Source organism: Pseudomonas donghuensis (assembly GCF_000259195.1).
GTDB lineage: Bacteria > Pseudomonadota > Gammaproteobacteria > Pseudomonadales > Pseudomonadaceae > Aquipseudomonas > Aquipseudomonas donghuensis.
This window is the reverse complement of record NZ_JH650784.1, coordinates 8,111-31,539: the sequence shown is the minus strand read 5'-3', so window position 1 is coordinate 31,539 and position 23,429 is coordinate 8,111. Positions and strand designations below refer to the sequence as shown.

Annotated in this window: 28 protein-coding genes; 16 read left to right on the top strand and 12 right to left on the bottom strand. The window is 60.4% G+C overall.

Annotation, left to right across the window (positions count from 1 at the left end; all coding sequences use genetic code 11):
- Positions 1-15: 15 nt before the first annotated feature.
- The 3 genes from eco to UW3_RS0124450 all read left to right on the top strand — a co-directional run bounded on the left by eco (position 16) and on the right by UW3_RS0124450 (position 2,841).
- Complete coding sequence (gene eco / locus UW3_RS0124460) at positions 16-495, top strand: serine protease inhibitor ecotin (protein WP_010226508.1); 480 nt, start codon at positions 16-18, stop codon at positions 493-495.
- Between the two features lie 73 nt (positions 496-568).
- Positions 569-2,530, top strand: a complete 1,962-nt coding sequence (locus tag UW3_RS0124455; protein WP_010226506.1) for an acetoacetate--CoA ligase — start codon at positions 569-571, stop codon at positions 2,528-2,530.
- 35 nt (positions 2,531-2,565) lie between these two features.
- Positions 2,566-2,841 (top strand): peptidylprolyl isomerase, encoded by a 276-nt coding sequence (locus UW3_RS0124450; RefSeq protein ID WP_007932676.1) that lies wholly within the window; start codon positions 2,566-2,568, stop codon positions 2,839-2,841.
- Here the strand turns inward: UW3_RS0124450 and UW3_RS27675 are convergent.
- Entirely contained in the window at positions 2,838-3,098 is a 261-nt protein-coding gene (locus UW3_RS27675) for a DUF1652 domain-containing protein (protein ID WP_010226500.1), read from the bottom strand. The two genes, UW3_RS0124450 and UW3_RS27675, sit on opposite strands and share 4 nt — an antisense overlap.
- A gap of 274 nt (positions 3,099-3,372) precedes the next feature.
- On the opposite strand from UW3_RS27675, the gene UW3_RS0124440 reads away from it, so the two are divergent.
- Positions 3,373-5,664 (top strand): autotransporter family protein, encoded by a 2,292-nt coding sequence (locus UW3_RS0124440; RefSeq protein WP_010226498.1) that lies wholly within the window; start codon positions 3,373-3,375, stop codon positions 5,662-5,664.
- On the opposite strand, the gene UW3_RS0124435 is transcribed toward UW3_RS0124440, so the two are convergent.
- The gene (locus tag UW3_RS0124435; RefSeq protein WP_010226496.1) at positions 5,661-6,287 is read right to left on the bottom strand and encodes a LysE family translocator; all 627 of its coding nucleotides are present in this window, start codon (positions 6,285-6,287) and stop codon (positions 5,661-5,663) included. The two genes, UW3_RS0124440 and UW3_RS0124435, sit on opposite strands and share 4 nt — an antisense overlap.
- Before the next feature lie 142 nt (positions 6,288-6,429).
- Between UW3_RS0124435 and UW3_RS0124430 the strand changes: the two genes are divergently transcribed.
- A complete protein-coding gene (locus UW3_RS0124430; RefSeq protein ID WP_026001514.1) occupies positions 6,430-7,248 on the top strand; it encodes an AraC family transcriptional regulator in 819 nt (272 codons plus the stop codon).
- 79 nt (positions 7,249-7,327) lie between these two features.
- Complete coding sequence (locus tag UW3_RS0124425; RefSeq protein WP_010226492.1) at positions 7,328-7,954, top strand: LysE family translocator; 627 nt, start codon at positions 7,328-7,330, stop codon at positions 7,952-7,954.
- On the opposite strand, the gene UW3_RS0124420 is transcribed toward UW3_RS0124425, so the two are convergent.
- Positions 7,932-8,627: a metallophosphoesterase gene (locus UW3_RS0124420; protein WP_010226490.1), complete on the bottom strand. Its 696-nt coding sequence runs from the start codon at positions 8,625-8,627 to the stop codon at positions 7,932-7,934. The two genes, UW3_RS0124425 and UW3_RS0124420, sit on opposite strands and share 23 nt — an antisense overlap.
- 85 nt (positions 8,628-8,712) lie before the next feature.
- Between UW3_RS0124420 and UW3_RS0124415 the strand changes: the two genes are divergently transcribed.
- Both UW3_RS0124415 and UW3_RS0124410 read left to right on the top strand, forming a co-directional pair.
- On the top strand, positions 8,713-9,237 hold the full coding sequence (locus UW3_RS0124415) for a DUF3016 domain-containing protein (RefSeq protein ID WP_010226488.1): 525 nt from the start codon (positions 8,713-8,715) through the stop codon (positions 9,235-9,237).
- 73 nt (positions 9,238-9,310) lie between these two features.
- Positions 9,311-9,592 (top strand): hypothetical protein, encoded by a 282-nt coding sequence (locus UW3_RS0124410; protein WP_010226486.1) that lies wholly within the window; start codon positions 9,311-9,313, stop codon positions 9,590-9,592.
- Positions 9,593-9,602: 10 nt separating this feature from the next.
- Here the strand turns inward: UW3_RS0124410 and UW3_RS0124405 are convergent, their stop codons facing one another.
- The 7 genes from UW3_RS0124405 to UW3_RS0124380 all read right to left on the bottom strand — a co-directional run bounded on the left by UW3_RS0124405 (position 9,603) and on the right by UW3_RS0124380 (position 14,163).
- A complete protein-coding gene (locus tag UW3_RS0124405; RefSeq protein WP_010226484.1) occupies positions 9,603-10,130 on the bottom strand; it encodes a DUF2867 domain-containing protein in 528 nt (175 codons plus the stop codon).
- A 12-nt stretch (positions 10,131-10,142) separates the two neighbouring features.
- On the bottom strand, positions 10,143-10,568 hold the full coding sequence (locus tag UW3_RS0124400) for a bleomycin resistance protein (RefSeq protein WP_010226483.1): 426 nt from the start codon (positions 10,566-10,568) through the stop codon (positions 10,143-10,145).
- Positions 10,569-10,705: 137 nt separating this feature from the next.
- Positions 10,706-11,698: a fimbrial protein gene (locus UW3_RS0124395; protein ID WP_010226482.1), complete on the bottom strand. Its 993-nt coding sequence runs from the start codon at positions 11,696-11,698 to the stop codon at positions 10,706-10,708.
- Positions 11,699-11,724: 26 nt separating this feature from the next.
- Positions 11,725-12,453, bottom strand: a complete 729-nt coding sequence (locus UW3_RS0124390; protein ID WP_010226481.1) for a fimbrial biogenesis chaperone — start codon at positions 12,451-12,453, stop codon at positions 11,725-11,727.
- Positions 12,454-12,567: 114 nt separating this feature from the next.
- Positions 12,568-12,774 (bottom strand): YceK/YidQ family lipoprotein, encoded by a 207-nt coding sequence (locus UW3_RS0124385; protein ID WP_026001512.1) that lies wholly within the window; start codon positions 12,772-12,774, stop codon positions 12,568-12,570.
- A gap of 71 nt (positions 12,775-12,845) precedes the next feature.
- A complete protein-coding gene (locus UW3_RS28480) occupies positions 12,846-13,253 on the bottom strand; it encodes an acyl-CoA thioesterase (RefSeq protein ID WP_010226479.1) in 408 nt (135 codons plus the stop codon).
- Between the two features lie 4 nt (positions 13,254-13,257).
- Positions 13,258-14,163, bottom strand: a complete 906-nt coding sequence (locus UW3_RS0124380; RefSeq protein ID WP_010226478.1) for a LysR family transcriptional regulator — start codon at positions 14,161-14,163, stop codon at positions 13,258-13,260.
- Positions 14,164-14,279: 116 nt separating this feature from the next.
- Here UW3_RS0124380 and UW3_RS0124375 point away from each other — a divergent pair, with 116 nt between their 5' ends.
- From UW3_RS0124375 to UW3_RS27930, 6 genes are all read left to right on the top strand, one after another.
- On the top strand, positions 14,280-14,699 hold the full coding sequence (locus tag UW3_RS0124375) for an ester cyclase (protein ID WP_010226477.1): 420 nt from the start codon (positions 14,280-14,282) through the stop codon (positions 14,697-14,699).
- A gap of 3 nt (positions 14,700-14,702) precedes the next feature.
- A complete protein-coding gene (locus UW3_RS0124370) occupies positions 14,703-15,746 on the top strand; it encodes an SDR family oxidoreductase (protein WP_010226475.1) in 1,044 nt (347 codons plus the stop codon).
- 314 nt (positions 15,747-16,060) lie between these two features.
- A complete protein-coding gene (locus UW3_RS0124365; RefSeq protein ID WP_010226473.1) occupies positions 16,061-17,437 on the top strand; it encodes a pyridoxal-phosphate dependent enzyme in 1,377 nt (458 codons plus the stop codon).
- A complete protein-coding gene (locus UW3_RS0124360; protein ID WP_010226471.1) occupies positions 17,434-18,612 on the top strand; it encodes a cystathionine gamma-synthase in 1,179 nt (392 codons plus the stop codon). The genes UW3_RS0124365 and UW3_RS0124360 overlap by 4 nt, the downstream gene beginning before the upstream one ends.
- A gap of 783 nt (positions 18,613-19,395) precedes the next feature.
- Entirely contained in the window at positions 19,396-19,866 is a 471-nt protein-coding gene (locus UW3_RS28830; protein ID WP_148276817.1) for a hypothetical protein, read from the top strand.
- A 207-nt stretch (positions 19,867-20,073) separates the two neighbouring features.
- Positions 20,074-20,439 (top strand): hypothetical protein, encoded by a 366-nt coding sequence (locus tag UW3_RS27930; RefSeq protein WP_010226465.1) that lies wholly within the window; start codon positions 20,074-20,076, stop codon positions 20,437-20,439.
- 109 nt (positions 20,440-20,548) lie between these two features.
- Here the strand turns inward: UW3_RS27930 and UW3_RS27660 are convergent, their stop codons facing one another.
- The gene (locus UW3_RS27660; protein ID WP_010226463.1) at positions 20,549-20,758 is read right to left on the bottom strand and encodes a DUF2158 domain-containing protein; all 210 of its coding nucleotides are present in this window, start codon (positions 20,756-20,758) and stop codon (positions 20,549-20,551) included.
- A 176-nt stretch (positions 20,759-20,934) separates the two neighbouring features.
- On the opposite strand from UW3_RS27660, the gene UW3_RS28825 reads away from it, so the two are divergent.
- The gene (locus tag UW3_RS28825) at positions 20,935-21,363 is read left to right on the top strand and encodes a hypothetical protein (protein ID WP_145997596.1); all 429 of its coding nucleotides are present in this window, start codon (positions 20,935-20,937) and stop codon (positions 21,361-21,363) included.
- 28 nt (positions 21,364-21,391) lie between these two features.
- On the opposite strand, the gene UW3_RS0124330 is transcribed toward UW3_RS28825, so the two are convergent.
- Positions 21,392-22,921 (bottom strand): MFS transporter, encoded by a 1,530-nt coding sequence (locus tag UW3_RS0124330; protein ID WP_010226460.1) that lies wholly within the window; start codon positions 22,919-22,921, stop codon positions 21,392-21,394.
- Positions 22,922-23,113: 192 nt separating this feature from the next.
- Between UW3_RS0124330 and UW3_RS29965 the strand changes: the two genes are divergently transcribed.
- Positions 23,114-23,429: LysR family transcriptional regulator (locus UW3_RS29965; RefSeq protein ID WP_010226459.1), on the top strand; the 316-nt coding region annotated here is incomplete at its 3' end.

Here is a 23,429-nt window from a genome sequence, read left to right as displayed (position 1 = left end):
CTGCAAGGAGGCCTTATGCGCCCACTCTCCCTCACCGCGTTGTTCACCCTGACCCTGGCTGCCGCTACTTCGCTACAGGCCGCCAGCCTCAAGGATGTTGCGCCCTACCCCGAGGCCGAAAAAGGCTTTACCCGCCAGGTGATCCAACTGCCAAAGCAGGCTGACGAGTCGGCCTACAAACTCGAAGTGCTGGCTGGCAAGCAACTGGAAGTCGACTGCAACCGTCAGCACCTGGGCGGTAACCTGGAAGAACAGACCCTGCAAGGCTGGGGCTACAACTACTACCGCCTGGAAAAAGTCTCGGGCCCGGCCTCGACCCTGATGGCCTGCCCTGACGGCAAGAAAAAACAGGCTTTCGTGCCCGTGGTCGGCGATGGCTTCCTGCTGCGTTACAACAGCAAGCTGCCGGTGGTGGTGTATGTGCCGGAAGGCGTTGAAGTGCGTTACCGCGTCTGGTCGGCTTCGAACAAAGTGAAAAAAGCTACAGTGGAATAAAGCACTGCTGATCGCTGGCAATGCCGGCGATGGGGTGCGCAGCAGCCCTGGCCAACCGCAAAAAGGAACGCCCATGAACGAAGTGCTCTGGCGCCCGAGCAAGGCGCGTATTCAGGCCAGTCGGATGGATGCCTTTCGCCGGCAGGTCAATCAGCAGTTTGGCCTGGCGCTGCGCAATTACGCCGCGCTGCACCGCTGGAGCATCGAACAGCGTGCCGCGTTCTGGCAAACCCTTGCCGACTATTTCCAGGTGCGCTGGCAGCAGCCGGCCACTCAGGTGCTCGACGAAGGCCCGCAGATGCCCGATGCGCGCTGGTTCGCTGGCGCCACCCTGAACTTCGCCGAACACCTGCTACGGCGCCGCGACAACCATCCGGCGTTGATCGTGGTGCGCGAAGACGGCGAGCGACGGGTTATCAGCCATGGCGAACTGGCCGAACAGGTGGCCGGCCTGCAGCGCAGCTTCCAGGCCGCCGGCATCGGCGTCGGCGACCGGGTTGCCGCCTGCATGCCCAACACCTGGCAAACCCTGGTGGCGATGCTGGCCTGCACCAGCCTCGGCGCTATCTGGTCGTGTTCTTCGCCGGAGTTCGGCACCCACGGCATCATCGACCGCTTCGGCCAGATCGAGCCAAAGCTGTTGATCGTCTGTGCCGGTTACCCGTACGCCGGCAAACAGATCGACCAGGTCGACAAGATCAACCAGGTACTGGCACAACTGCCAAGCCTGCAACACCTGCTGGTGGTGCCTTACACCCGCACGCACACCGCCAGCGACGAATTCATCTGCCAGGCCCGGGTCAGCCTCTGGGACGATTTCTACCAACCCGGCGGCGAACCGCAGTTCACCCCGCTGGCGTTCAATCACCCGCTGTACATCCTCTATTCCAGCGGCACCACCGGCGTGCCCAAGTGCATCGTCCACGGCGCCGGCGGCGTATTGCTGCAGCACCTCAAGGAGCACGGCCTGCACAATGACCTGGGCTCGGACGACGTACTGTTCTACTACACCACCTGCGGCTGGATGATGTGGAACTGGCTGGCCAGCGGCCTGGCCGTGGGGGCCACCCTGGTGCTCTACGACGGCTCGCCTTTTCATCCGGGCCCCGAACGCCTGCTCGACCTGATCGACAGCGAGCGCATCAGCGCATTCGGCACCAGCGCCAAGTACCTGGCAGCCCTGGAGCAAGCCGACCTGCGCCCGCGCCTGAGCCATTCACTGGACTCGCTGAAATTGCTGCTGTCGACCGGCTCGCCGTTGTCGCCGGAAAGCTTCGACTACGTCTACCGCGAATTCAAGCGCGACCTGTGCCTGGCATCGATGTCGGGCGGTACCGATATCGTCTCCTGCTTCGTCATCGGCAACCCGCTGCTGCCGGTGCGCCGCGGCGAGATCCAGTGCAAGGGCCTGGGCATGGCCGTTGAGGTCTGGGATGACGATGGCCATGCGCTGATCGGTGAAAAAGGCGAGCTGGTCTGCACCCGGCACTTTCCGGCCATGCCCCTGGGCTTCTGGAATGACCCGCAGGGCGAGCGCTTCCAGGCGGCCTACTTCAGCCAGTTCCCCGGGGTCTGGGCCCAGGGTGATTACGCCGAGGAACGGGCCGAGGGCGGCATGCTGATCCACGGTCGCTCGGACGCGGTGCTCAACCCCGGCGGCGTGCGTATCGGCACGGCGGAAATCTACCGCCAGGTCGAGAAGGTGCATGAGGTGGTCGAAAGCGTCGCCATCGGCCAGCGCTGGCAGCATGATGTGCGGGTGGTGCTGTTCGTGCGCCTGCGCGACGGCCTGCAGCTGGACGACGCCTTGCAGGCGCGAATCCGCCAGGTGATCCGCAGCAACACCACGCCTCGGCATGTGCCGGCGGTGATCGCCGCGGTGACGGATATCCCGCGCACCATCAGCGGCAAGATCGTCGAGCTTGCGATTCGCAACGTGGTGCACGGGGAGCCGGTGAAAAATACCGACGCCCTGGCCAACCCCGAGGCCCTCGAGCAATTTCGCGACCGCCCGGAGTTGCGCAATCAGGCATAATGCGCGGTTTTAGCGCTTTACGAAGGTACGTTGAGATGAAAGCACAGGCCCGGCATATTCTGGTCAAGACCGCCGAAGAAGCCGAACAGCTCAAGCAGCGCATCGCCAAGGGCGAGGCGTTCGATGTGCTGGCCAAGAAATACTCCACCTGCCCGTCAGGCAAACGCGGCGGCGACCTGGGTGAAGTGCGCCCGGGGCAGATGGTCGGCGCCATCGACCAGGTGATTTTCAAAAAGCCGCTGCGCACCGTGCACGGCCCGATCAAGAGTAAATTCGGCTATCACCTGGTGCAGGTGTTCTACCGCGATTAAAGGCTGTCGCGGCGCCGCTGCGAGCGCAGGTTGCGCTGATCCTCCAGATCATTGCGCAGGCCGACGATCAGGTTGGAAATCGCCCGGCTGCTGGTCAGTTGCTCGGTGCTGATGCCGGTGACCAGCAGGTCGACCCGCTCGCAGCTGCGGTCGAGCACCCGTACGGTCAGCGAACGGTCGGCCGCCAGGGTGCACTGGCAGCGGGTGGGTAAAAAACTGCTTTCTATGATGTTGCGCAACTCCAGGGTCGAGAGCATCGGTACGTCTCCTTGGCAGGTGGCGGACAGCGGTTCCTGTTGCCCGATCCAGCTCCAAGCCTAGGTCATATTCCTCAATTGAATCAGACCCTTTCACTATAAGCAGCGCAGGCTTTGGCCGGCCTCCGGGCAGTGGAAGCAAGTGGCCACCTAGCATTTTTGTCAGTTGTCGATATTTCTGATTGCTCTATACATCAGGGCACGACCCTCCAGTGCTCGCAGGAAAGCTGGAGCCGCAGTGGTCAATGCCCTGTATGGAAATGGAGCCCGCCTGATGCGCACCTCGCTTATCGTGGTACTCAGCGCCCTGCCTTTCACTGCCATTGCCCAGAACGTGGTGGTCGGGCCCGGCGACACCCTCGGCGCCGTGCTACAGACGCCGTTTATCGATGACTTCCTGATGACCGGCGGCACACTGCAGTCCCTGGCCCAGGGCGATGCCCGCGATACATTCAACATGTCGGCGGGACGGATCATCGGTGCCTTCGAAGACGGTGACGTGGCGTTCTTCTCCGGTGGCAGCATCGGCCGGGTCGACATGAAGCTGGACAACAACATTTTCAGCATGTCCGGCGGCACCATCGTTGGCAACCTGGTCACCGGCTTTGGCAACGACCAGATCTTCCTCAATGCCGGTACTATCGGCGGCAATATCAGCACCAGTGGCGGAACCGATGTTTTCGTGATTACCGGCGGTACGCTGCAAGGCAACCTGCTGGCCAGTTTCGGCAATGACTCGCTCAAATGGCAGGGCGGCGTTATTCGCGGCACTGTCGACATGGGCGGTGACGATGACGTGGCAGTGCTCAAAGACCTCGCCAGCCCGGTGCTGAACATCACCGTCAACGGCGGTGCCGGCGTCGACAGCCTGACCTTCGATAACAGCCAGCCGGTGGGTGGTGATCGCTATATCAACTGGGAAAGCGTCAACCTGATTAACGCCAGTGTGTTCAAGCTGGACAATAACCTGACCCTGGGCGATGCCAGCGCCGTTACCGCGCCCACCCGCCTGAACATCGACCCCAGCAGCTCGCTGGTCTCGCGCTCCGGGACGATCAGCCCCTTCACCGCCGGCCAGCCGCTGACTGTCAACAACAGCGGGCTTGTCGACCTGAGCAGTGGCGGCGACGCCCAAGGGCGGCTGACCATCAACGGCAGCTACGTAGGCAACGGCGGTACCCTGAAGCTCAACAGCGTACTGGCCGGCGACGGTGCAGCGTCCGATCGCCTGGTAGTCAGCCGGGGCACGATCTCCGGCAGCACCAACCTGCAGATCAGCAACTTCGCCGGTGCCGGTGCGGTGACCCGCCAGAACGGCATCCAGGTGGTTGAAGCAATCAACGGAGCGACCAGCAGCAACACGGCCTTCGTCCAGACCCAGACCTTGTCGGCCGGCGCTTTTGACTATCGTCTGTTCAAAGGCGGGGTGACTGCTGATAGCGTCAATAGCTGGTACTTGCGCTCCACCGTGATTGCCCCGGTACCACTGCCTGGGCCGCAGCCTGAGACGCCGGACCCGGTTGATCCTGTGGTCGCGATACCGCCCCCCACCCCGGGCCCTGCCCCTGGCCAGCCTGACTTGCCGCCACCGGTGGCCGGCGTGAGTATCCCCCTGTACCGGCCGGAAGTTGCCGTTTACGCCGCCGCGCCACGGGCTGCGGCGTTGATTGCGCGCTCGGCGCTGGGCACCTTTCATCAACGCCAGGGCGACCAGAGCCTGCTGAGCGAAAGCGGCGCGGTATCGGCCAGTTGGGGACAAGCCTACAGCAACAGTTTCCATCAAAGCTGGTCGGGCACTGTCAGCCCCAGCCTGGACGGCAGCCTGTACGGCTTCAAGGTCGGCCAGGACCTGTGGGCCTGGCTCAACGATGACGGCCTGCGCCAGCATGTTGGCCTGTATGTCGGTCACAGCCGCGTGAACGGCGATGTAAAGGGCTTCGCCCTGGGCGTCGAGGACAGCCAGGTCGGCGACCTGAAACTCGACAGCGACAGCGTCGGCGCCTACTGGACCCTGATCGGCGCGCAGCAGTGGTATGTCGATGCCGTGCTGCAGTACTCGGACCTCGACGGCCGGGCGAAATCCGATCGTGGCGACAAGCTCGACCTCAACGGCCACGCCTGGAGCGCATCGCTGGAAACCGGTTACCCCATTGCCCTGTCGTCGCAATGGACGGTGGAGCCCCAGGCGCAGATCATCGCCACGAAGGTCTCGCTGGACAGCGCCAACGACAGCGTCAGCCACGTCAGCTATGACGCCCAGACCGAGTTGACCGGGCGCCTCGGCGTACGCCTGGAAGGCAACTTCAAATCAGGCGCAGTGCCGTTGCTGCCCTACCTGCAGGTCAATATCTGGCACGGTGACGGTGGTCGCGACACCCTGACCTTCGATGACCTTGACCAGATCAAGACCGACTACCGCTACACCTCGATGGACATCGGTACCGGCCTGGTCGCGCAGATCAACCGGAACTTCAGCGTGCATGCCGGTATCGACTACGCCAGCAACCTCGATGCCCACCAACAGGAGCGCGTCGGCGCCAACCTCGGGATACGCCTGAGCTACTAAGCCCGCCGTGCTGCCAGCAAGCCGACCCCGGCGCAGCCGAGCAGCGTGGCACTGACCCGATTGAACAGCCGCCGCGGGCCGGGCTGGTTGAACCAGCGCTGCAGGTAGGCGCCCAGCCAGCCGTAAATGGCAATGGCCAGCCATTCCAGCAACAGGAACATCCCGCCCAGCCAGACGAACTGCTCGGCCACCGGCAACGGGCTGCCGACGCTGATGAACTGCGGCAAAAAAGCGGTGAAGATCAGAATCGCCTTGGGGTTGCCGGCCGCCACCCAGAACTCCTGGCGCGCCAGGCGCAGCGTACCGCGGCGACGCTCACTGAGCACGGCAGCCTCGGCCACTGGCGCCCGCCACAGCTGCCAGGCGATGTAGAACAGGTAGGCGGCCCCCAGCACCTTGATCACCAGGAACAGGTATTCGCTGGTGTGCAGCACCGCTGCCAGGCCCATGGCCGCCAGCACGATCATCCCGGCAAAGGCGAACAACCGGCCAATCCCCGCCACACAGGCCGTTCGCAGGCCATACCGGCTGGCATTGTTCAGCGACAACAGGTTGTTCGGCCCGGGGGCCATGTTCAGGGCAAAGCAGGCCGGGATGAACAGGGCCAGGGTGGTCAGGTCCATGGAGGCGCTCCGGTGGCGAAAAACCCAAGGTTCCCCTCGGCGCTGTACCCGCGTCAAGGTACAGCTGGGCGACAAAACTGTGCAGCCCTTGGCGGGCCATGCAGTGATAGACTTCTGGCCACGTTTTCATCGGCCCCTGCACATGCCTCAGCCAACTGACGCCGCCCGTACAGCGTTCTGGCGCGACCCGGCCTTGCCCTATGTCGAAAGCCGCCGCGCCTGCGACAGCCGTGCCTGCTACAAGGCGCACAGCCATCCAACGTTCTCCATGGGTGCGGTCGATCAGGGCTGCAGTGTGTTCAGCGGTGCGAGCAAAGCGCAAACACGCCTTCACCCTGGCACCCTGGTGTTTGTTCCGGCGCACTGCGTGCATGCCTGCAACCCCGAACCCGGGCTGAGCTGGAGTTACCAGATGATCCATCTGGACGCCGCCTGGCTGCAGACCTTGCGCCTGGAATCGGCACTGCTGGCGCAGGCAGAGGGAACGCCGGCGCACGTCACGCGCAACCGGTCGACCTACGCCCGTTTTACCCGGCTCAACGATCTGTTGTTCTCTGCGGCCAGTACCCATGAGAAAGAAGCCGCCTTGATCGCGTTCATTGGCGATCACCACAACCCGCCAACCCAGACCTTGTCGCAGCCACCGCAACGCCTTGAGCGCAACCTTGAAACGTTGCTCCAACGGCTTGCACAGGACGACGCCGGCAGCCTGTCGCTGGGCGAGCTGGCGGACAGCGCCGGCATGGGCCGTTATCAACTGATCCGCGCGTTCCGTGCCGCGACCGGCCTTACCCCTCATGCCTGGCAGTTGAACCAGCGCATCAACCGCGCGCGCCAGTGGTTGCGCAAGGGCCAGGACATGGCTGACATCGCCTATCGCCTGGGCTTTGCCGACCAGAGCCACTTCCAGCGCGTGTTCAAGGCCCACACCGGCGTAACGCCTGGGCTGTACCGCGGCTGAACCCGCAATTTTGTTCAATACAGGCTCCTTGCACGGCACCGACAATCAGCCCCCCTATCGCTGAAGAAGTCCGTCATTCATGGAGCAGTTTCTGATCGTGGCGGCAGCGCATTTTCTTGCCCTGCTGTCGCCTGGCCCTGATTTTTTCCTGGTTGCCCGTACGTCGATGAGCGCCGGCTGGCTCAAGGCGACCGGCGCCTGCCTGGGTATCGCCCTGGCCAACGGCGTGTTCATTGTTGCCGCCTTCAGCGGGGTCTCGGCGCTGCACCCGGACAGCGCGCTGTTCGTCTCCCTCCAGCTGGCCGGCTGCGCCTACCTGCTGTACATCGGTGTGCTGTTCATTCGCCATGCCGGCGCAAGTTCGCTGACCCAGGTCAGCGTTCGGGCCAATGCCTTGAACAGTCCCTGGCTTCAGGGCCTGTTGATGGGCTTTCTGTCTGCAATCCTCAACCCGAAGAACGCCCTGTTCTATGTCAGCCTGGCCAGCATGGTCAGTGGTAGCCAGACCAGCGCAGGCTGGAAACTGACGTACGCAGTGTGGATGTTCAGTGCGGTGTTGCTGTGGGACATGCTGGTGGCCGCAGCCATCGGCAATCTGCACGTGCGCCGGCGCTTTGCGCGACTGCTGCCATGGCTTGAACGGGTTTCGGGCGCGGTGCTGATACTGTTGGCGCTGGGGGTGCTCACTCACCTGGCCTGGCGTTGAGCAGGCTCAGGCTGCCCAGGTCGAGCAGGCTGAACTGGCCGCTGGCCCAGCCGCCGGTGTCGATATGCCAGATGTTGCCCAGCACCCGCACCTCGCGCTGCGGGGTATGCCCGACGATCAACGCTCGCAGCCCCTCGACGGGCGTAGCATCGCCGCTGTACAAGCGCTGGCGCGACCATTGGCAAACCTCCTGGACCTCGCTCGGTGGCGTACTGGCCAGCAGCTCACGCAACTGCGCCCAGTGGCGAAACGGACAATCGGCATGCAACAGGCCGATCAGACCGTCCGCGGTTTCTACCTCCAGCGCCAGCGGCAGGCGCCGAAAGCGCTGGGCAAACCGCGCCTGTTCATCGGCGCTCAGGGCCAGGAACCAGCCGCCGCCAGCGGCGCGGTACTGGCCATAGTCGAGCATACCGCCGTCGACATGGGTGACCGCCAGGGCTTCATGGTTGCCTTGCACGGCATGGAACCAGGGTTTGTCCAGCCAATCCAGCGCCTGCGGGCACTCCGGGCCACGGTCGACCAGGTCGCCAACGCTGAACAGGCGATCTACCGCCGGATCGAAGCCTATCGCCGTCAGCCGCTCCTGCAGGCGCGAAAAATGCCCGTGGATGTCCCCCACGGCAATGTCCCGCCCATGCCGGTTGGCTGTAAATCGTTCGATCCTGCGCACTGCCGACTCCTCTGCTTTCAATCATCACAGGCGTACAATGAAGCCTGTGCAGCGAACTGCGCAAGGCTGCACCCGGAGGTGAATCATGCGCCCTGCCCTGACCCTGGCCACGCTCAGCCTGCTGGCATTCAACAGCCTGGCGCAAACGCCGGCCAGCCCCAACGTCGAAGTCACCTTCGACAAACCCGAGCACTTTCGCGACGCCAGCCTCGACAGCAACGGCTACCATCGCGGTGCCGACGCCTATGTGATGAAGGAACTGAGCGCTTACCTGGTCAAGCTCGGCCAGCGCTACCTGCCCGCCGGTCAACGCCTGCGCATCGACATCCGCAATATCGACCTGGCCGGCCAGTACGAACCGTGGCGGGCCAATGCTTACTCGGTACGGATCATGCGTGACGTTACCTGGCCCAGTATCGACCTGCACTATGCCTTGTCGCAACAAGGCCAGACCGTAAGCCAGGCTGATGCGCACCTGACGGACAAGTTTTACCTGCAACGCCCGGGGCGGCGCGCCGACACCGACCGCCTGTATGCCGAGAAAGCCATGCTTCAGGAGTGGTTTGGCAAGCAGTTCAGCGTACAACGGCAGACCTCGGCCCAGCCCTAGCGGCGAACCGAGCCCATGCCTGAGAGTCGAAGTCTTTAACAGGCTTGCCATCAACGGTGGCGAGGAGTATCCCATGGTCACCCACTACAGGACCGCCGGCCACCTGGCTTGCGGTCGCCACGGTAAAAACCTGATCGCCACCAGCGAGCTCAATCGGGTCAAATGCCGCAGCTGCCGCAACACCGAGGCATTCAAGGCCGCACGCAAGGACCAGCGCAATGCCGCGCGGCGCGCGCGCAGGGCCAACACTCACCCCACCGGCAACGACTGGCGCAGCGCCTGGATCGAGCGCCTGAGCGCCCTGCCCGGCCGCCAGCGTTTGCCGCGCGGATTTTACGGCCAGGGCTTCGTATGAGCCCAGGCCTTTATCTGACGTTGATCAGGCGCTTGAGCGCATTCGGCGCGATGAATCGGTGAAATGGCGCGACCGGCAGCATGTACAAACGCCCGAGACGATTGTGGGTGTGCACCACCGTGGACACCACAATCTCGCGACGGTTGTCGGCGCCCAAGGGTAAGCGCAGCAGCGAGATATACACGTCCAGGTGCTTGTCGCGGTCGACCAACAGTACTTCATCCGGGCTATTGCTGATCAGGGTGAAAATACCGACCCGTTCATTGACCTGGTAAGACGCCTCGTCGCGCTGAAGGTCGATTCTCGACAAGCGCCCCAGGTCTTTCAGGCCAAACAGCTGCACCGCGCGATTGCGCAGCACCATCAGGTTGTCGATCCAGCGGGGCATGCTGCTCATCAGCAACAGAAAATGGCCGAGCGCCGAGCGTTCGGCGTTGATCACCGGCGCTCGGTGCGCATCGACGAAATCGGCACCGGCCAATTGCACATGGATCTGCGCATTGCCCGGTACCGCACAGCGTGTGATGGGGGTGTTCATCTGCAGGTTTCCTTACGAGCAGGGACGGACGCCGAGGTCTTCAAAGAAGCGCAGCAAGTAACCATCCGGGTCCTGGATGAGGAAGTTGCGCTGGCCTACTTGCTTTGCTTCGCTGCGGTACCAGTGGTCTTCCACCCCGCGGCGCAAGGGATAGCCTGCGGCCTCGAACGCACCGGCCAGCGCATTGGCATTTTCACACAGGATCTGCAGGTTCAGGCCACGCCCGAACGGCGCCTGCAGCGGGCCGACGCGCCATGGCGACTCGCTGTGCCAGTCCTGTTCGAGCATGATCTGGCTGTGGCCAAGCGAGAGGAATGCAAAGTTGTCCTCCGTGCGCTGGTACTCCACGGAAAAACCGCCCGTGGCGCAATAAAACCCCAGGCTGCGCTGCAGGTCGGTGACGATCAGTTCCGGCACCAGTGCGTTCATCTTGAACATAGGGATATCCATACAGGGTAACGACTGATCTCGCCTCGGTGCTCGCAACTGAGCACGTGGTCACCGTCAGGTCGATGACCGGCACATTCTTGCCATTGCAAGCTGGCAAGGCGCCGAGTCTACAACAGGGCGGCAACTTACTTGTAGAAAATATCCAGGGTCGCACCGGCGTTGAACTCGCCAAAGCTCGGCGTCGCGGTCATCCACTTCAGGCGCGCGAGGAAGTTGTGCGAGTTGGTGGTCGACGTGGTTTTTGGCGTCAACACGAATTCTTTCTTGAACAGCAAGGCGCGCTGGTCATCTTCGTTGATCAGGCTGATCCCCACCGATTTGTTATCGGTCGGGATCAGGGTGTCCTGGCTGCTGGACAGTGTACCTGTCAGCGGCTCCAGGTAACCGCCCAGCCCATAGGCGGCATTGCAGGTGCGCTGTTCGGTGATGGTGAACGGTACGTCCTTGATCGTCGCGCCGACTTTGGCGCCAGAGGTGCGGATCGCACCGAAATCGATCACGCTTGGCTGGATGTTGATCGACGATTCACACGGCAGGTAGCGGAACTTGTTCAGGCCCTTGACGGTGACGTTGTAACTCACCCCTGGGCGCACCCCGCCAACGCCGTCGAACTGGAACGCCCGGTAGTCACTCAGTGAGGTAATCGGCCCCTCCTTGTTATCACCGGCAGGCGACTTCTTCACGAAAAACAGCGAGTAAGTCATGGCCTTGCTTTCTTTTTGCCAGCCGCAGTTGTCGTTGGCCGGACAGCCGTTCACCCACCATCCGATATTGAGCTTGCCGCCGGTAAGCGAAGAATAGAGATAGTCCTTGCCTTCATAGGTGACACCGATTTCGATGTCCTTGCCCAGGTCCACCCGGTTCGGGTTCATGTAGAAGTAAATGTTCTCGCCGGGGCTACCCTGAATGTCCACCCAGCACTGGACATTGATGCGTTGCGTCGGTTGCCGCCAGAGGACCGTGCCGGCGGGCAATGAATTGGGAATGGCGGTGGTATCGGTAATGGTTGTGGTGTCATTGATCAGCCCCGAACTGGTCTGCTGGCATTTCAATGCGTAGCTGTGGGGGATGCTCAGGAAGAACAGAAAACCGACAAAGAACAGCTTCTTGGTAAACATGACAATGCCTTCTGAGGTAACCAGGGTCACAAGTTGCTGCGCCGCGCATGGCTTAGCCCGGCGTCGCTGATAAATGCATAAGCCACTTGGCTGACAGGCCTGTCACAGCCTTTCACGTTCAATGAATAGGACGAAAACGGCGCGATCATCAGATGATCGATGGCCTGGCCGCAGGCGACGCCTGATTGATCAAGCAAAGCGACCTCGGTCAGCGTCAGGTAATAGGGCGAGTCGTTGCGGGCCCGATAACGGCCTGCAGCAGCCGGCGACCAGTGCAGTTGTTCAACGCCGGCACTGACTGAGCCTGGCAATGGCGGCCGGTAGAACAGCTTGAGGTTGTGCTGCAAGGCAATCGCCATGGCGTTGCTATCGACGGTTTTTTTCGGAATCTGCAGCACTTTCAACAACAGGAAGGACTCCCTGTCATCCGGCAGGCCCACCCCCTGGTAAAGGATGTCGGTCGATGCCTTGCTGTTGGCGGGAATCAGCAGCAATGGCTTGGAAACAGCCATGGGCAATTCACCGGTGCCCTGCTTGTCACCCCAGTCGAGCTTGACCTGGACCAGCGCCGGTTGGTTGCCCTGGTTGACGATAATCACCGGCAATTGCTTCTGCTTGCCCTCGAAGATAAAGCGCGTGAAACCGTCGAAGGTGATGTCGGCGCGTGCCGTTGTGCTGAACAGCAAGGCCAGGAGGATGCCGATGCCGGGCAGCAGCCGGCAACGAGTGTGGCGAACGCTAATGTCGAATTTCATTCGCCGATTCTGGCGTGGCCCAGGCCCGTCACCTATCAGACGATTCCTAAAGACTGGTACGCCAGAAACTGGAGCCCGGCAGCGTCAACGGCCTGGGCATCCAGCATTGATCGATTACAGGCACGCCGGAAGGGATAACGTGTCTGCCACCACGGTGAAGGGTAAGTCGAGAATGATGAACGGCCCAATCAACGGCATCATTTCCTTGAACTCAAGCTCTGTGCCTTCAAAGCAGGAAGCAGGCCCGTAAGAGTTTGCAACAAACCAGGCGCAGCCGCTCAACTGCGAAATGGCCAGGATCAACATGAGTTTACGTAGCACGTAATGTCCTTATTACTTTCCATTGTCTGCTGCATAGACGTTGGCACGAAAAAGCAAGTCACCCGCGGCGCTCAAGCCTGGAGTAGCGCCCTCAGCGGCTCAGGAACTTCAATAACGGCTCGGGTAACCGGTGAGATGCAAACCTGTGTGAGGCTGGCGGTAAAGGCCACAACCTCTGAGGCTAAACGACCTTCGACAAGAAATGTGAACGAGTGACGCCCGACACGGGCAACACTTACCTTCATGGAAAGTTCATCATCCCACGTGACCGGATGAAGAAACTCTAGCGAAAATGCCCTTGCCGGAGGCAGCAGATCAAAACCCAGCAGGGTTCTTAATCCAGGACCGGACAGCCAGACTGCAAGTGCCTCATGGACGGCCTCAATAACGAAATACGAAAACCTCGGGGTATAGACAATCCCCTCGGGATCACAGTCACCAAACAATACTGTTCTCTTGACAATCACTGCAGTCGGCACAAGATCAATCCTTAATAGTGAGAGGCACAGCGTTAACATCCCCGTTTTTAACGCCAAGGGTTTGTACCATCACCTGTTCCAGGATGGCATAAAAAGTTTTGATATGGGTCTGCTTCAGGGCCTGCGGCCGCGTCACCATGTACACATCCATGTCGGGGATGTGCAGCTCGGGGAACAACTCGATCAAGCCGTTTGCCAACATCCGAGGCAGCACGGCCACGCCAATGCCTCGCCTCACCGCTTCGAGCTGCGCAGCGAAGGAACTTACGCTGACCTGCGCGCGGTCCAGGCTCGCCGCCTTCGCTGCACGCATCTGCGGCAACATATCCAGCGGCGCAAGCAAGGCAATACTGTCGGCGATGGCCGGCGTCACGTGTGGAAATCGCTTCAGATAGCTTGCATCGGCAAAGACACCGTACGCGAGTTTGCCTACTGAGCGATAAATCAGCGACGGCTCGCCCAAATGAGCGGTGCGTACGGCAATGTCAGCCGCGCCGCGCACGATCTTGTGGAAATCGGCTGTGACCTGCAACTCCACGGAGCAACTCGGGTGCAAGGACGTGAAGCGCGCTACCGCCTCCATAATGCAAGAAGAGAACCCTTCTCCGGCGCTCACCAGTACCCGCCCGGATAACGCCGAACTCGACCCGGGCACAGTGACAGTCTTTCCCCTCAAGCCTGCTTCCGCGGCCAAGGCAACTTCCACCAGCGATTGTCCTCTGGAGGTCAACCAACAGCCTTCAACGCCCCTTTCGACCAGTGGTTCGCCCAGGGCGGCTTCAAGTTGAGTTAATCGGCGTGACACGGTAGACGCCGCGAGCCCCAGCAACTGGCCTGCTTGAAGAAAGCTGCCACGCCGCGAAACGGCCAGTAACAGACGAAGATCATCCCAATTTGCGTGCATCGCCATATGCCATCTCTTCCCTGTTTTGCATAAATGCAAAGCCATTATGCAGCAGTCGCTGTTTTTCGGTGGATGCCTTGAGGGTATATCTGCAAGCCCTCCGAACAATTGGCATGGAACAAATGACTACAGGCCCTACCGAATACGCAGATCGAGCCGCTAATGCATTCAATCGCCGTGATGTAGAAGCGATGCTTGCGCTGGTTCACGAAGACTTCGTTTACCTTGATGCCATGGGGATACAAAAAGGCCGGGAGTCCATGCGCAGACGTGAAATCGCGCTTATCGACGCATTTGCTGATGCCCACGTGATCTTGACCCCATTCGTTGTCACTGAGGATCGCCTGGCGCTGACGGCCATACTGACCGGCACCTTCTCGGCCCCATTGGTACTGCCAGACCGGGTAATCCCAGCCCATGGCCGAGCCATCTGCGTGCACTACGCGGCGCACTTCACCTTCAAGGATCGACTGGCCATCCGCGAGGAGGTTTTTTTTGACACGGCGGTGTTGATGCCGTTTGCACAACAGGGCGAGGGTTGAACCATGCGCAGCGCATTCGTTACCGGCGCCACCGGTTTGTTGGGCAATAACCTGGTTCGCGAGTTGGTTGCACGTGGCTATGCGGTTAAAGCCCTGGTCCGCTCAAGAGCCAAAGGTCAACTGCAGTTCGCCGATCTGCCCTCTGTCGAGTTGGTCGTTGGGGATATGGCCGACGTCACGGCATTCGCGCCGTCGCTGCAAGGCTGCGATACGGTGTTTCATACAGCAGCGTTCTTTCGCGATAACTACAAGGGCGGCAGCCACTGGAAAACACTCGAAAAGATCAACGTCACGGGCACGCACGAGCTGATCCACCAGGCTTATCGTGCGGGCATACGGCGGTTCATCCATACGTCTTCAATTGCCGTGCTCGACGGCGCACCTGGCAGCCCCATCGATGAGACGTGCCTGCGGGCCGAGGCCGACGCGGATGACTACTACCGCAGCAAAATACTTGCTGATCGGGTTGTCCTGGCGTTTTTGCAAGCACATCCCGAGATGCATGCCTGCATGATCCTGCCAGGCTGGATGTGGGGGCCTGGCGACATAGGTCCGACCTCCTCGGGGCAATTGATCAAGGATGTTGTGAACAGAAAACTGCCCGGATTGATCCCGGGTACCTTCTCCGTGGTCGATGCCCGTGATGTGGCATTAGCGCATATAGTCGCGGCGGATAAAGGGCGCAGAGGCGAGCGCTATCTCGCGGCAGGTCGGAACATGACCATGCGCCAGCTGGTACCCATTCTTGGACGAGTCGCAGGCGTTAAGACGCCTGTTCGGCAACTCCCGCTGCCCGCGTTATACCTCCTGGCGACCGTGCAGGAGCTCTATGCGCGCCTTACCGGCAAACCCATTTTGCTGAGCATGGCGACATTGCGCCTATTGATTCGGGAGGAGCACCGTACCTGTTTTGACCATCGCAAGAGTGAGGAAGAGCTCGGCCTGACGTTTCGGGGAGTTGAGCGGACCATCACAGAGACCATAGCGTGGTACCGAGAACACGGCTGGATTGAAAAAAGCACCGCGCGCGAACCTCGCGAAACATAGTGGTCAACCGATCCCGGACGCCGTGTCAGGTTGTCCTCGGCCACGGCGGGGGCCAGCCCGCCCAGGCACTGACGCCAATCAGCGAGCGGTGGGGTTCGGGCTTCGCTGCGGATCAACCCGATCAGCGACGATCGCAACTGTCTACTTCCGGCCAGCATCAGCCATCTCGGCATCGCTACCGGCTGGCTGCGGACGGTTGCGGAGGGTGCAATCCAGGCCTATGTTCCAAGCGAGGCTTTCGCTGCGACTGACACGCAACGCTTCAGCGCAGGTTACCGTCCATCCAGTGCGAATTCCCGCAGCGAGGTGACGACATGCCGAACGACTCCCGCCCTGCCGTGCTCGAACTGATCGGCAATACGCCGCTGGTGCGCGTCAGCCGCTTCGATACCGGCCCCTGCACACTGTTCCTCAAGCTCGAATCGCAAAACCCCGGAGGTTCGATCAAGGATCGCATCGGCCTGGCGATGATCGACACCGCCGAGCGCGATGGCCGCCTGCGACCCGGCGGCACCATCGTCGAGGCCACCGCCGGCAACACCGGCCTGGGCCTGGCCCTGGTCGGCCGCGCCAAGGGTTACCGGGTGGTGTTGGTGGTGCCGGACAAGATGTCCACCGAGAAAGTCCTGCACCTCAAGGCGATGGGCGCCGAGGTGCACATCACCCGCTCTGACGTCGGCAAGGGCCATCCCGACTACTACCAGGATGTTGCTGCGCGGCTGGCGCAGGAGATTCCCGACGCCTTCTTCGCCGATCAGTTCAACAACCCGGCCAACCCGTTGGCCCACGAGTGCAGCACCGCTCCGGAGATCTGGGCGCAGACCCAGCATGATCTGGATGCCATCGTCGTCGGCGTCGGCTCGGCCGGCACGCTTACCGGGCTGACCCGCTTCTTTCGCCGCCTGCAGCCGAACCTGGCCATGGTGCTGGCTGATCCGATCGGGTCGGTGGTCGCCGAATACAGCCGCAGCGGCACCCTCGGTACGCCCGGTTCCTGGGCTGTGGAAGGCATCGGCGAAGACTTCATTCCGTCTATTGCCGACCTTTCCAGTGTGCACCAGGCCTACTCCATCAGCGACGAGGAGAGCTTCGATCACGCCCGCCAACTGCTGCGCGCCGAAGGCATTCTCGGCGGCTCTTCGACCGGCACATTGCTGGCGGCGGCACTGCGCTACTGCCGCGAGCAAACCGAGCCCAAGCGGGTCGTCAGCTTCGTCTGCGACACCGGCACCCGCTACCTGTCGAAGGTCTACAACGACCAGTGGATGACCGATCAGGGCTTGCTTGCGCGCAAGCGTTATGGCGATCTGCGCGACCTGATTGCGCGGCGTTTCGAGGATGGCCGGGTGATCAGCGTGGGCCCGGACGACACGCTGCTCACCGCCTTTCAGCGCATGCGCCTGGCTGATGTGTCGCAACTGCCGGTACTGGTGAATGGACAGCGCCTGGTCGGCGTGATCGACGAGTCCGATATTCTGCTCGGCGTGCACCAGGACGCTTCGCACTTTCATCTGACCGTGGCCAGCGCGATGACCGACAAACTGGAAACCCTGCCGCCCAGCGCCAGCCTGGCCGAGCTGCAGGCTGAGCTCGACCGTGGGCTGGTGGCGATCATCGAAGACGCTTCGGGCTTCCACGGCGTGATTACCCGCGTCGACATGCTCAATCACTTACGCAGGTCCCTACCATGAGTCAGCACGATGAAACCGGCGCGCCACGCGCCTTCGCCACCCGAGTGATCCATGCTGGACAGGCGCCGGACCCTTCGACCGGAGCACTGATGCCGCCGATTTACGCCAACTCCACCTATGCGCAGCAAAGCCCCGGTGTGCACAAGGGCCTTGACTACGGGCGCTCGCACAACCCCACGCGCTGGGCGCTGGAGCGTTGCGTGGCGGACCTTGAGGCCGGAACCCAGGCCTTCGCCTTCGCCTCCGGGCTGGCGGCGATCGCCACTGTGCTCGAACTGCTCGACACAGGCTCCCACATCGTCTCTGGCAATGACTTGTACGGCGGTACTTTCCGGCTGTTCGAACGGGTGCGCCGGCGCAGCGCCGGGCATCGCTTCAGCTTCGTCGACCTGACTGACCTGGCGGCATTCGAAGCGGCGCTGCAGGACGACACGCGGATGGTCTGGGTCGAGACACCGAGCAATCCCTTGCTACGCCTCACTGACCTCGCCGCCGTCGCGCGCACCTGTCGCGAGCGAGGGATCATCTGTGTGGCTGACAACACCTTTGCCAGCCCGTGGATTCAGCGTCCGCTGGAGCTGGGCTTCGATATCGTGCTGCACTCGACGACCAAGTATCTGAACGGCCACTCCGACGTGATCGGCGGCATCGCGGTGGTCGGGCAGAACCTCGAGCTGGCCGAACGCCTGGGCTTTCTGCAGAACGCGGTGGGTGCTATCGCCGGGCCGTTCGACGCTTTCCTCACCCTGCGCGGCGTAAAGACCCTGGCACTGCGCATGGAGCGCCACTGCAGCAATGCGCTGGAGCTGGCGCAATGGCTTGCACGTCAGCCGCAGGTTGCGCGGGTTTATTATCCGGGCCTGGCGTCGCACCCGCAGCACTCACTGGCACAGCGGCAGATGCGCGGGTTCGGCGGGATGATTTCCGTTGACCTGAACAGCGACCTGGACGGCGCCAAACGCTTCCTCGAAGCGGTACAGATATTCGCCTTGGCCGAGAGCCTGGGCGGGGTGGAAAGCCTGATCGAACACCCGGCGATCATGACCCACGCCAGCATCCCCGCACCAACCCGCGCGCAACTGGGCATCGGTGATGCGCTGGTGCGTTTGTCAGTGGGTGTCGAAGATGTCGAAGACCTGCGCGCCGACCTGGCCCAGGCATTGGCGCGGATATAAGCGGTGGGTGCAAGACATTGGCTGACCTGTCTGCCAGTGTTTCGTATACAGGGCCTACGTTCTGGGCAAGCAGAGCCAGGGCGGCCTTGCTTATTCCGTGAGTTTATCTTTGGTTCGAGGTCGGCGAGTCTCTGTGTCATCCCATTGAAACAACCGATGAAACGGAAGAATGCAAGGGGACACTAGCCACGAGACGCCGTCCTGATCCTGCTTGTAATGTAAAAGATAGTGACCGTAATGGTTGCTTGTGTTTGCTCCAACGAAGGACGGCAGCCACATGATTTCAAATTTTCCACCCCCTGAACACCCATGTTCTTCTAGTTCTTTGTAAACCGCTTTAAGCAACTCGCCAGCTGGGGGCCAACCCTCAAACATAGCCTCTGCGTCTTGCATGAAAGCGCACTCGTCAATGTATTCATACATGTAAAAATAATAATTATTAACACATTCGGCGGACCCGAAAACCGTATCCCATAGTTGGGATTTACTGGCGATGCCGTTATTGAATAGCACTGTTTCCCTTTCCTGCTTTCCGAGTGAAGGGCAAATTTATACACCGTAACCTTCATTGTCGCTACAGGTGGCGCAATAGTCGGCAGCCAGCGTAATGATGAAAGCCGTGAAGTCTGCGGATTAGGCCTTCCCATGCCTTCCCCTGGACCTTTGCGGACCCAGCAGGCGCCACCCTGTTGGCGCCGGCCAAGAGCGGTAAGCCCTCTACGCTGGCATGTTTTCACAAGCAAGCTACAGTTTGTAGCTTCGCAACCTTCTCGGAGAAACCCCATGCCTGTAACTGTAAACGTGGGTGAGTTGCTTGAATGTGATGGAACGGACAATATCAGAACGCGTGGCTGCGACCCTTGCGTCGCACTTATCGTCATCTACCAGAACGGCCAGAATGGTGCCATAGCAAAGCGTTGCGCCCATTTTTCTGTGAATTATGGCCCTCCTTATACCCAGGCCAGGGTGGATGCTTCGTTAGATCCCGTGCTCACCGACCACTTCCCACTCAACGGAAATACTATCCGAGCAGTAGGATTCACGTGGGGAGGGAATGCTGCAGGCATGGGTTCAGTACAGATTTTTAACAGGCTCACTCAATACTTCAATGGGCTCGACGTACAGAGCTCAACAACAAATGACAGCATCACGACGAACGGTGAAGAGATTCTGATCTTGGACAATCAAAATCAATGGGTTTTTACCAACCAGCCCGCATCGAATACGCTTGCCGAACTACAGCTGCCGAATTGATGGCCGCCCGTTAGGCTCGCGTCCTTTGTCGCACTGCCCCTGTGGCCCTTGGAGCAAATCCGAACACATCGATGCGCCCCTCTCGGGGCGCATCGCCAACACGCCTACCGAACAATAACGGTAGAATTTTTCGTATCATGCGAGGATCTGAAGGAATCAGCACTTGACAGCACGGCTCAGCCGGGCACTGGATAATGGGTACACATCATGATGGACCGGGAATTGCTGGAGCTGGCGGCTAAGGCTGCTGGGTATGAACTCATCGAATGGACGGACTTGTGGCAAGGCGATCCTGGGCACCCGAGGGTCTGTGAAGAGGGCTTTCTAATGCTCGTTGACGAAAGTAGAGCGCTCTGGAATCCACTGGTAAATGATGGCGACGCGCTGCGCCTGGCGGTGAAGCTTGGTCTTCATATCGATTGCGCGTTTCTATGCGCAATGCCCAAAGATCTTTTTGGAAAGAACCCGGACGACTGGTCTGAGGGCGCGGATATCGATAGCGATGACGAGTGTGAATTGATGCGCCGCGCCATTGTCCATGCTGTCGCCAAGATCGGAAAATCTATCCCTTGATATCTACGACACCGGCCGTGCTGGTAGCTACGCCAGAGCGCCCCGGCCACCAGCGCCATCGACACGGCTGCGCCGATCGTGCATGGTGATCATCCCTATCCCGCTTGCCTCAAAGGGTTGAGCCTTTAAGCCGACCGTCCCCTTTTGCAATCATCTCAGCGTTAAATGTAGCCGTGTGATGCTGCTCTGCTTTATCAAACCAATCACAGGTCACTTGCACGCTGTAACCTTCGCTTATGTCATTATCAACATACCTGACAGTCATGACAGGGCCACCACTGTTCAAAACCACTAGATCGCCCTTCTCGAAATTCGACATGGCCTCGCTCCCTGGTTGATTGACCCCCCTCATGGGTTGCGGCAAACCTAAGCGCAATTACCCTTGGAGAGCCCTGATCTGCGTCTGCCTCAGTATATTCTCAAACCTACGATTTCACCCGCCGCCACCGCTTGCAGGGTGATTCCTCGCCGCCGGTTCAGTTCGTAAGGGTAAGCATGGATAGCATCATCAAACTCCGTATTGGCTTAATCATCGGAGCACTCTTCGGCCTGCTACCGATCACCGTGCTTTTCTCGGTGACCCTGGTGGCTATTTTCATCCATCCCCCTTTCGTTCCCGAGGTCCCTTCGCGCACCATTCCTTTCACGCTCATCGCTTCTGCAATCTCGATGTTCGGAATCTGGTCAGGCTGGAAAATCTTCAGCATTGCAATCTCGAGCACACCCGCACTGAAAAACAAGCCACTGCTCGTCGTTGGGGTAATTGTTACCACCCTATGGGGTCTAACAATCGCCGCCTCCTTCAAGGCGTTCATCCCGCAAATTTATTGCTTCTTTCTCACGCCAGGGATCACATCAACCGTGATGCTCGTGATCGCGTGCAAGAGAGCGGCACTGACCGCGAACGAAATACCAGGTCGATAGACCGAAGACCTTCGGATTACAGTCACAACTAAGGCTTAACGGCTTTGCTCGAACGAAAGACCCAGTAGCTCGCCGCCACTAGCACCCATGCAGCAATACCGCCATACAGCATCACCCAGCCAAACCCATGCGCCAACGCTGCATTGGCGACATCGACCGCAATCGCAGTCCCTTGGCCAGCCTGCGCCAACTCGGCAGTGTTGCCGGCTGAAATTTCCTCCGCCAGCAACCTCAGTTGCACATCATCGGGTGCGCCAGATAACTGGTCGCGCAGGGAAGACAGGATGCCTTCCACCAAGATGAATCCCATCAGTGCGATATTAATTGCAAGGCTGATCATACGAGCGCTGATATCAATGCCCGATGCCATGCCAGCACGCTCACTGGGCACCGATCCGGTGGTGGTATTGGTAACAGGCGTATTGGTCAACCCGAGTCCAATCCCGGCGATCAGGCAGCCTGGAAGCATCGTCAGCCAGCTGGCATCCGTGACGCTGCTGCCCCAATTCATCAGCAGGAACCCCAGGCCTATGGTGAACAAGCCCGCCGGGATCACGACCTCCGGCCGATAGCGCAGCGCCAGTCGTTCGCCTAACGGGGGGACAACCAACGTCGGCAACGTGTAGGCCAGCAGTGCCAGGCCGGTGCCGACACTGGCGTAGCCTAGGCCATTTTGAAAGTACAGAGGCAGGTAAATCATGAATGGCCAGAAGCTGAAGTTCATGCCGGCCGAGCCTAACAAGGCGCCCGAGAAGCGGCGGATGCGCAATACAGAGAAATCGAACATGGGATCGGCGTTGCGTCGTTGCGCGACGACAAAGACGATGAAGCTGACCATTGCCACAACCAGACTGGCCAGACTGGCGATGGCCAAAGCGCTGGAAAAACCTGGCGCCGCTCCCTGAGTGATGAACCAGGACAGGCCTAACACTGCCAGCGACAGCGAAGTAATGCCCAAAACATCCAACTTGCGACGCTGCGGATCGCGTGATTCATCGACACCGGCGATCACCAGCAGCAGCGCGAGCACGGCGATTGGCGCATGTACCAGGAACACCCATTGCCAATTCGACAACGCCACGATCATTGCGCCGATAATCGGACCGAACCCCAAACCGATACCGAACACGATCCCCCAAGCACTAAAAGCTTTGCCGCGTGCAGCGCCTGACTGGAATCGGTGAGACAGCACTGCCACCTGACAGATCAGCATGGCCCCGCCGGACATACCTTGCAGGAATCGGTTGACGATCAACACGCTGGCGCTTTGCGCCCATCCACAGCCCAGTGAGGTAATGCCGAAAAGCACCAGGCTAATGACGAACACACGCTTGCGCCCATACCGATCCGCCAGCGTGCCGGTGGCCATCAGCACCGTGGTGCAAGCGATGGTGTAGGCATTCATGATCCACTGCATCTCTTTGAAATCGCTGCGCAGAACCGATTCAAGCGTGGGCAGGATGGCCGGCACGCTTGAGATTTCCAGGCCGAACATCAGCGAGGCCAAGCAAACGGCGGCTATGGCGAACACATCTTTTTGCGAAGAAGAGAACTGCATTGTGATCTTCCAGATCAAGTTGATGGGGCCTGGCAAGACTGCTCTGAACGCTGTCAGGGGGCAGACGCAATAGCCTCGCCAGCGTCACCGGGCAAACGTCCAGGTGACCGCCCGCATTCTGGAAGTAATTAAAAAATGACAGAAATGATTTAATTTCGTAAGTTTCATGAGCACCCGTCATGAGTTAACTTAATGGACTTCGACCCAGCGTTATTGCGTGCTTTTGTCGCGATCAAGGAAACCGGCAGTTTCACCCGTGCCGCAGAGCGGCAGCACGTGAGCCAGTCAGCGATCAGTCATCAGATCCGGCGTTTGGAAGAACAGGCCGGTACCAGACTGCTGGTACGCACCACCCGACGTTTGACACTGACAGAAGATGGCGAAGACTTTCTGCGCCATGCCGAACAAGTCCTCAGAGCGCAGGACGCCCTTTCCCGACGTTTCGAAGCGTCATCGATATCCGGGGCGGTGCGTTTCGGTGTACCCGAGAACTTTATCGGCGACGGCC

Bases quoted from the DNA above. Each gene is read 5' to 3' on its own strand.
- UW3_RS28825 (WP_145997596.1), top strand. From the start codon at position 20,935: ATGGATAGCATCATCAAACTCCGTATTGGCTTAATCATCGGAGCACTC.
- UW3_RS28830 (WP_148276817.1), top strand. From the start codon at position 19,396: ATGCCTGTAACTGTAAACGTGGGTGAGTTGCTTGAATGTGATGGAACG.
- UW3_RS0124410 (WP_010226486.1), top strand. From the start codon at position 9,311: ATGGTCACCCACTACAGGACCGCCGGCCACCTGGCTTGCGGTCGCCAC.
- UW3_RS0124455 (WP_010226506.1), top strand. From the start codon at position 569: ATGAACGAAGTGCTCTGGCGCCCGAGCAAGGCGCGTATTCAGGCCAGT.
- UW3_RS0124435 (WP_010226496.1), bottom strand. From the start codon at position 6,287: ATGGACCTGACCACCCTGGCCCTGTTCATCCCGGCCTGCTTTGCCCTG.
- UW3_RS0124375 (WP_010226477.1), top strand. From the start codon at position 14,280: ATGACTACAGGCCCTACCGAATACGCAGATCGAGCCGCTAATGCATTC.
- UW3_RS0124360 (WP_010226471.1), top strand. From the start codon at position 17,434: ATGAGTCAGCACGATGAAACCGGCGCGCCACGCGCCTTCGCCACCCGA.
- UW3_RS0124430 (WP_026001514.1), top strand. From the start codon at position 6,430: ATGCCTCAGCCAACTGACGCCGCCCGTACAGCGTTCTGGCGCGACCCG.
- eco (WP_010226508.1), top strand. From the start codon at position 16: ATGCGCCCACTCTCCCTCACCGCGTTGTTCACCCTGACCCTGGCTGCC.
- UW3_RS27660 (WP_010226463.1), bottom strand. From the start codon at position 20,758: ATGTCGAATTTCGAGAAGGGCGATCTAGTGGTTTTGAACAGTGGTGGC.
- UW3_RS0124415 (WP_010226488.1), top strand. From the start codon at position 8,713: ATGCGCCCTGCCCTGACCCTGGCCACGCTCAGCCTGCTGGCATTCAAC.
- UW3_RS0124395 (WP_010226482.1), bottom strand. From the start codon at position 11,698: ATGTTTACCAAGAAGCTGTTCTTTGTCGGTTTTCTGTTCTTCCTGAGC.
- UW3_RS0124450 (WP_007932676.1), top strand. From the start codon at position 2,566: ATGAAAGCACAGGCCCGGCATATTCTGGTCAAGACCGCCGAAGAAGCC.
- UW3_RS0124380 (WP_010226478.1), bottom strand. From the start codon at position 14,163: ATGGCGATGCACGCAAATTGGGATGATCTTCGTCTGTTACTGGCCGTT.
- UW3_RS0124370 (WP_010226475.1), top strand. From the start codon at position 14,703: ATGCGCAGCGCATTCGTTACCGGCGCCACCGGTTTGTTGGGCAATAAC.
- UW3_RS0124365 (WP_010226473.1), top strand. From the start codon at position 16,061: ATGCCGAACGACTCCCGCCCTGCCGTGCTCGAACTGATCGGCAATACG.
- UW3_RS0124440 (WP_010226498.1), top strand. From the start codon at position 3,373: ATGCGCACCTCGCTTATCGTGGTACTCAGCGCCCTGCCTTTCACTGCC.
- UW3_RS0124400 (WP_010226483.1), bottom strand. From the start codon at position 10,568: ATGTTCAAGATGAACGCACTGGTGCCGGAACTGATCGTCACCGACCTG.
- UW3_RS0124405 (WP_010226484.1), bottom strand. From the start codon at position 10,130: ATGAACACCCCCATCACACGCTGTGCGGTACCGGGCAATGCGCAGATC.
- UW3_RS0124390 (WP_010226481.1), bottom strand. From the start codon at position 12,453: ATGAAATTCGACATTAGCGTTCGCCACACTCGTTGCCGGCTGCTGCCC.
- UW3_RS27675 (WP_010226500.1), bottom strand. From the start codon at position 3,098: ATGCTCTCGACCCTGGAGTTGCGCAACATCATAGAAAGCAGTTTTTTA.
- UW3_RS27930 (WP_010226465.1), top strand. From the start codon at position 20,074: ATGATGGACCGGGAATTGCTGGAGCTGGCGGCTAAGGCTGCTGGGTAT.
- UW3_RS0124425 (WP_010226492.1), top strand. From the start codon at position 7,328: ATGGAGCAGTTTCTGATCGTGGCGGCAGCGCATTTTCTTGCCCTGCTG.
- UW3_RS0124330 (WP_010226460.1), bottom strand. From the start codon at position 22,921: ATGCAGTTCTCTTCTTCGCAAAAAGATGTGTTCGCCATAGCCGCCGTT.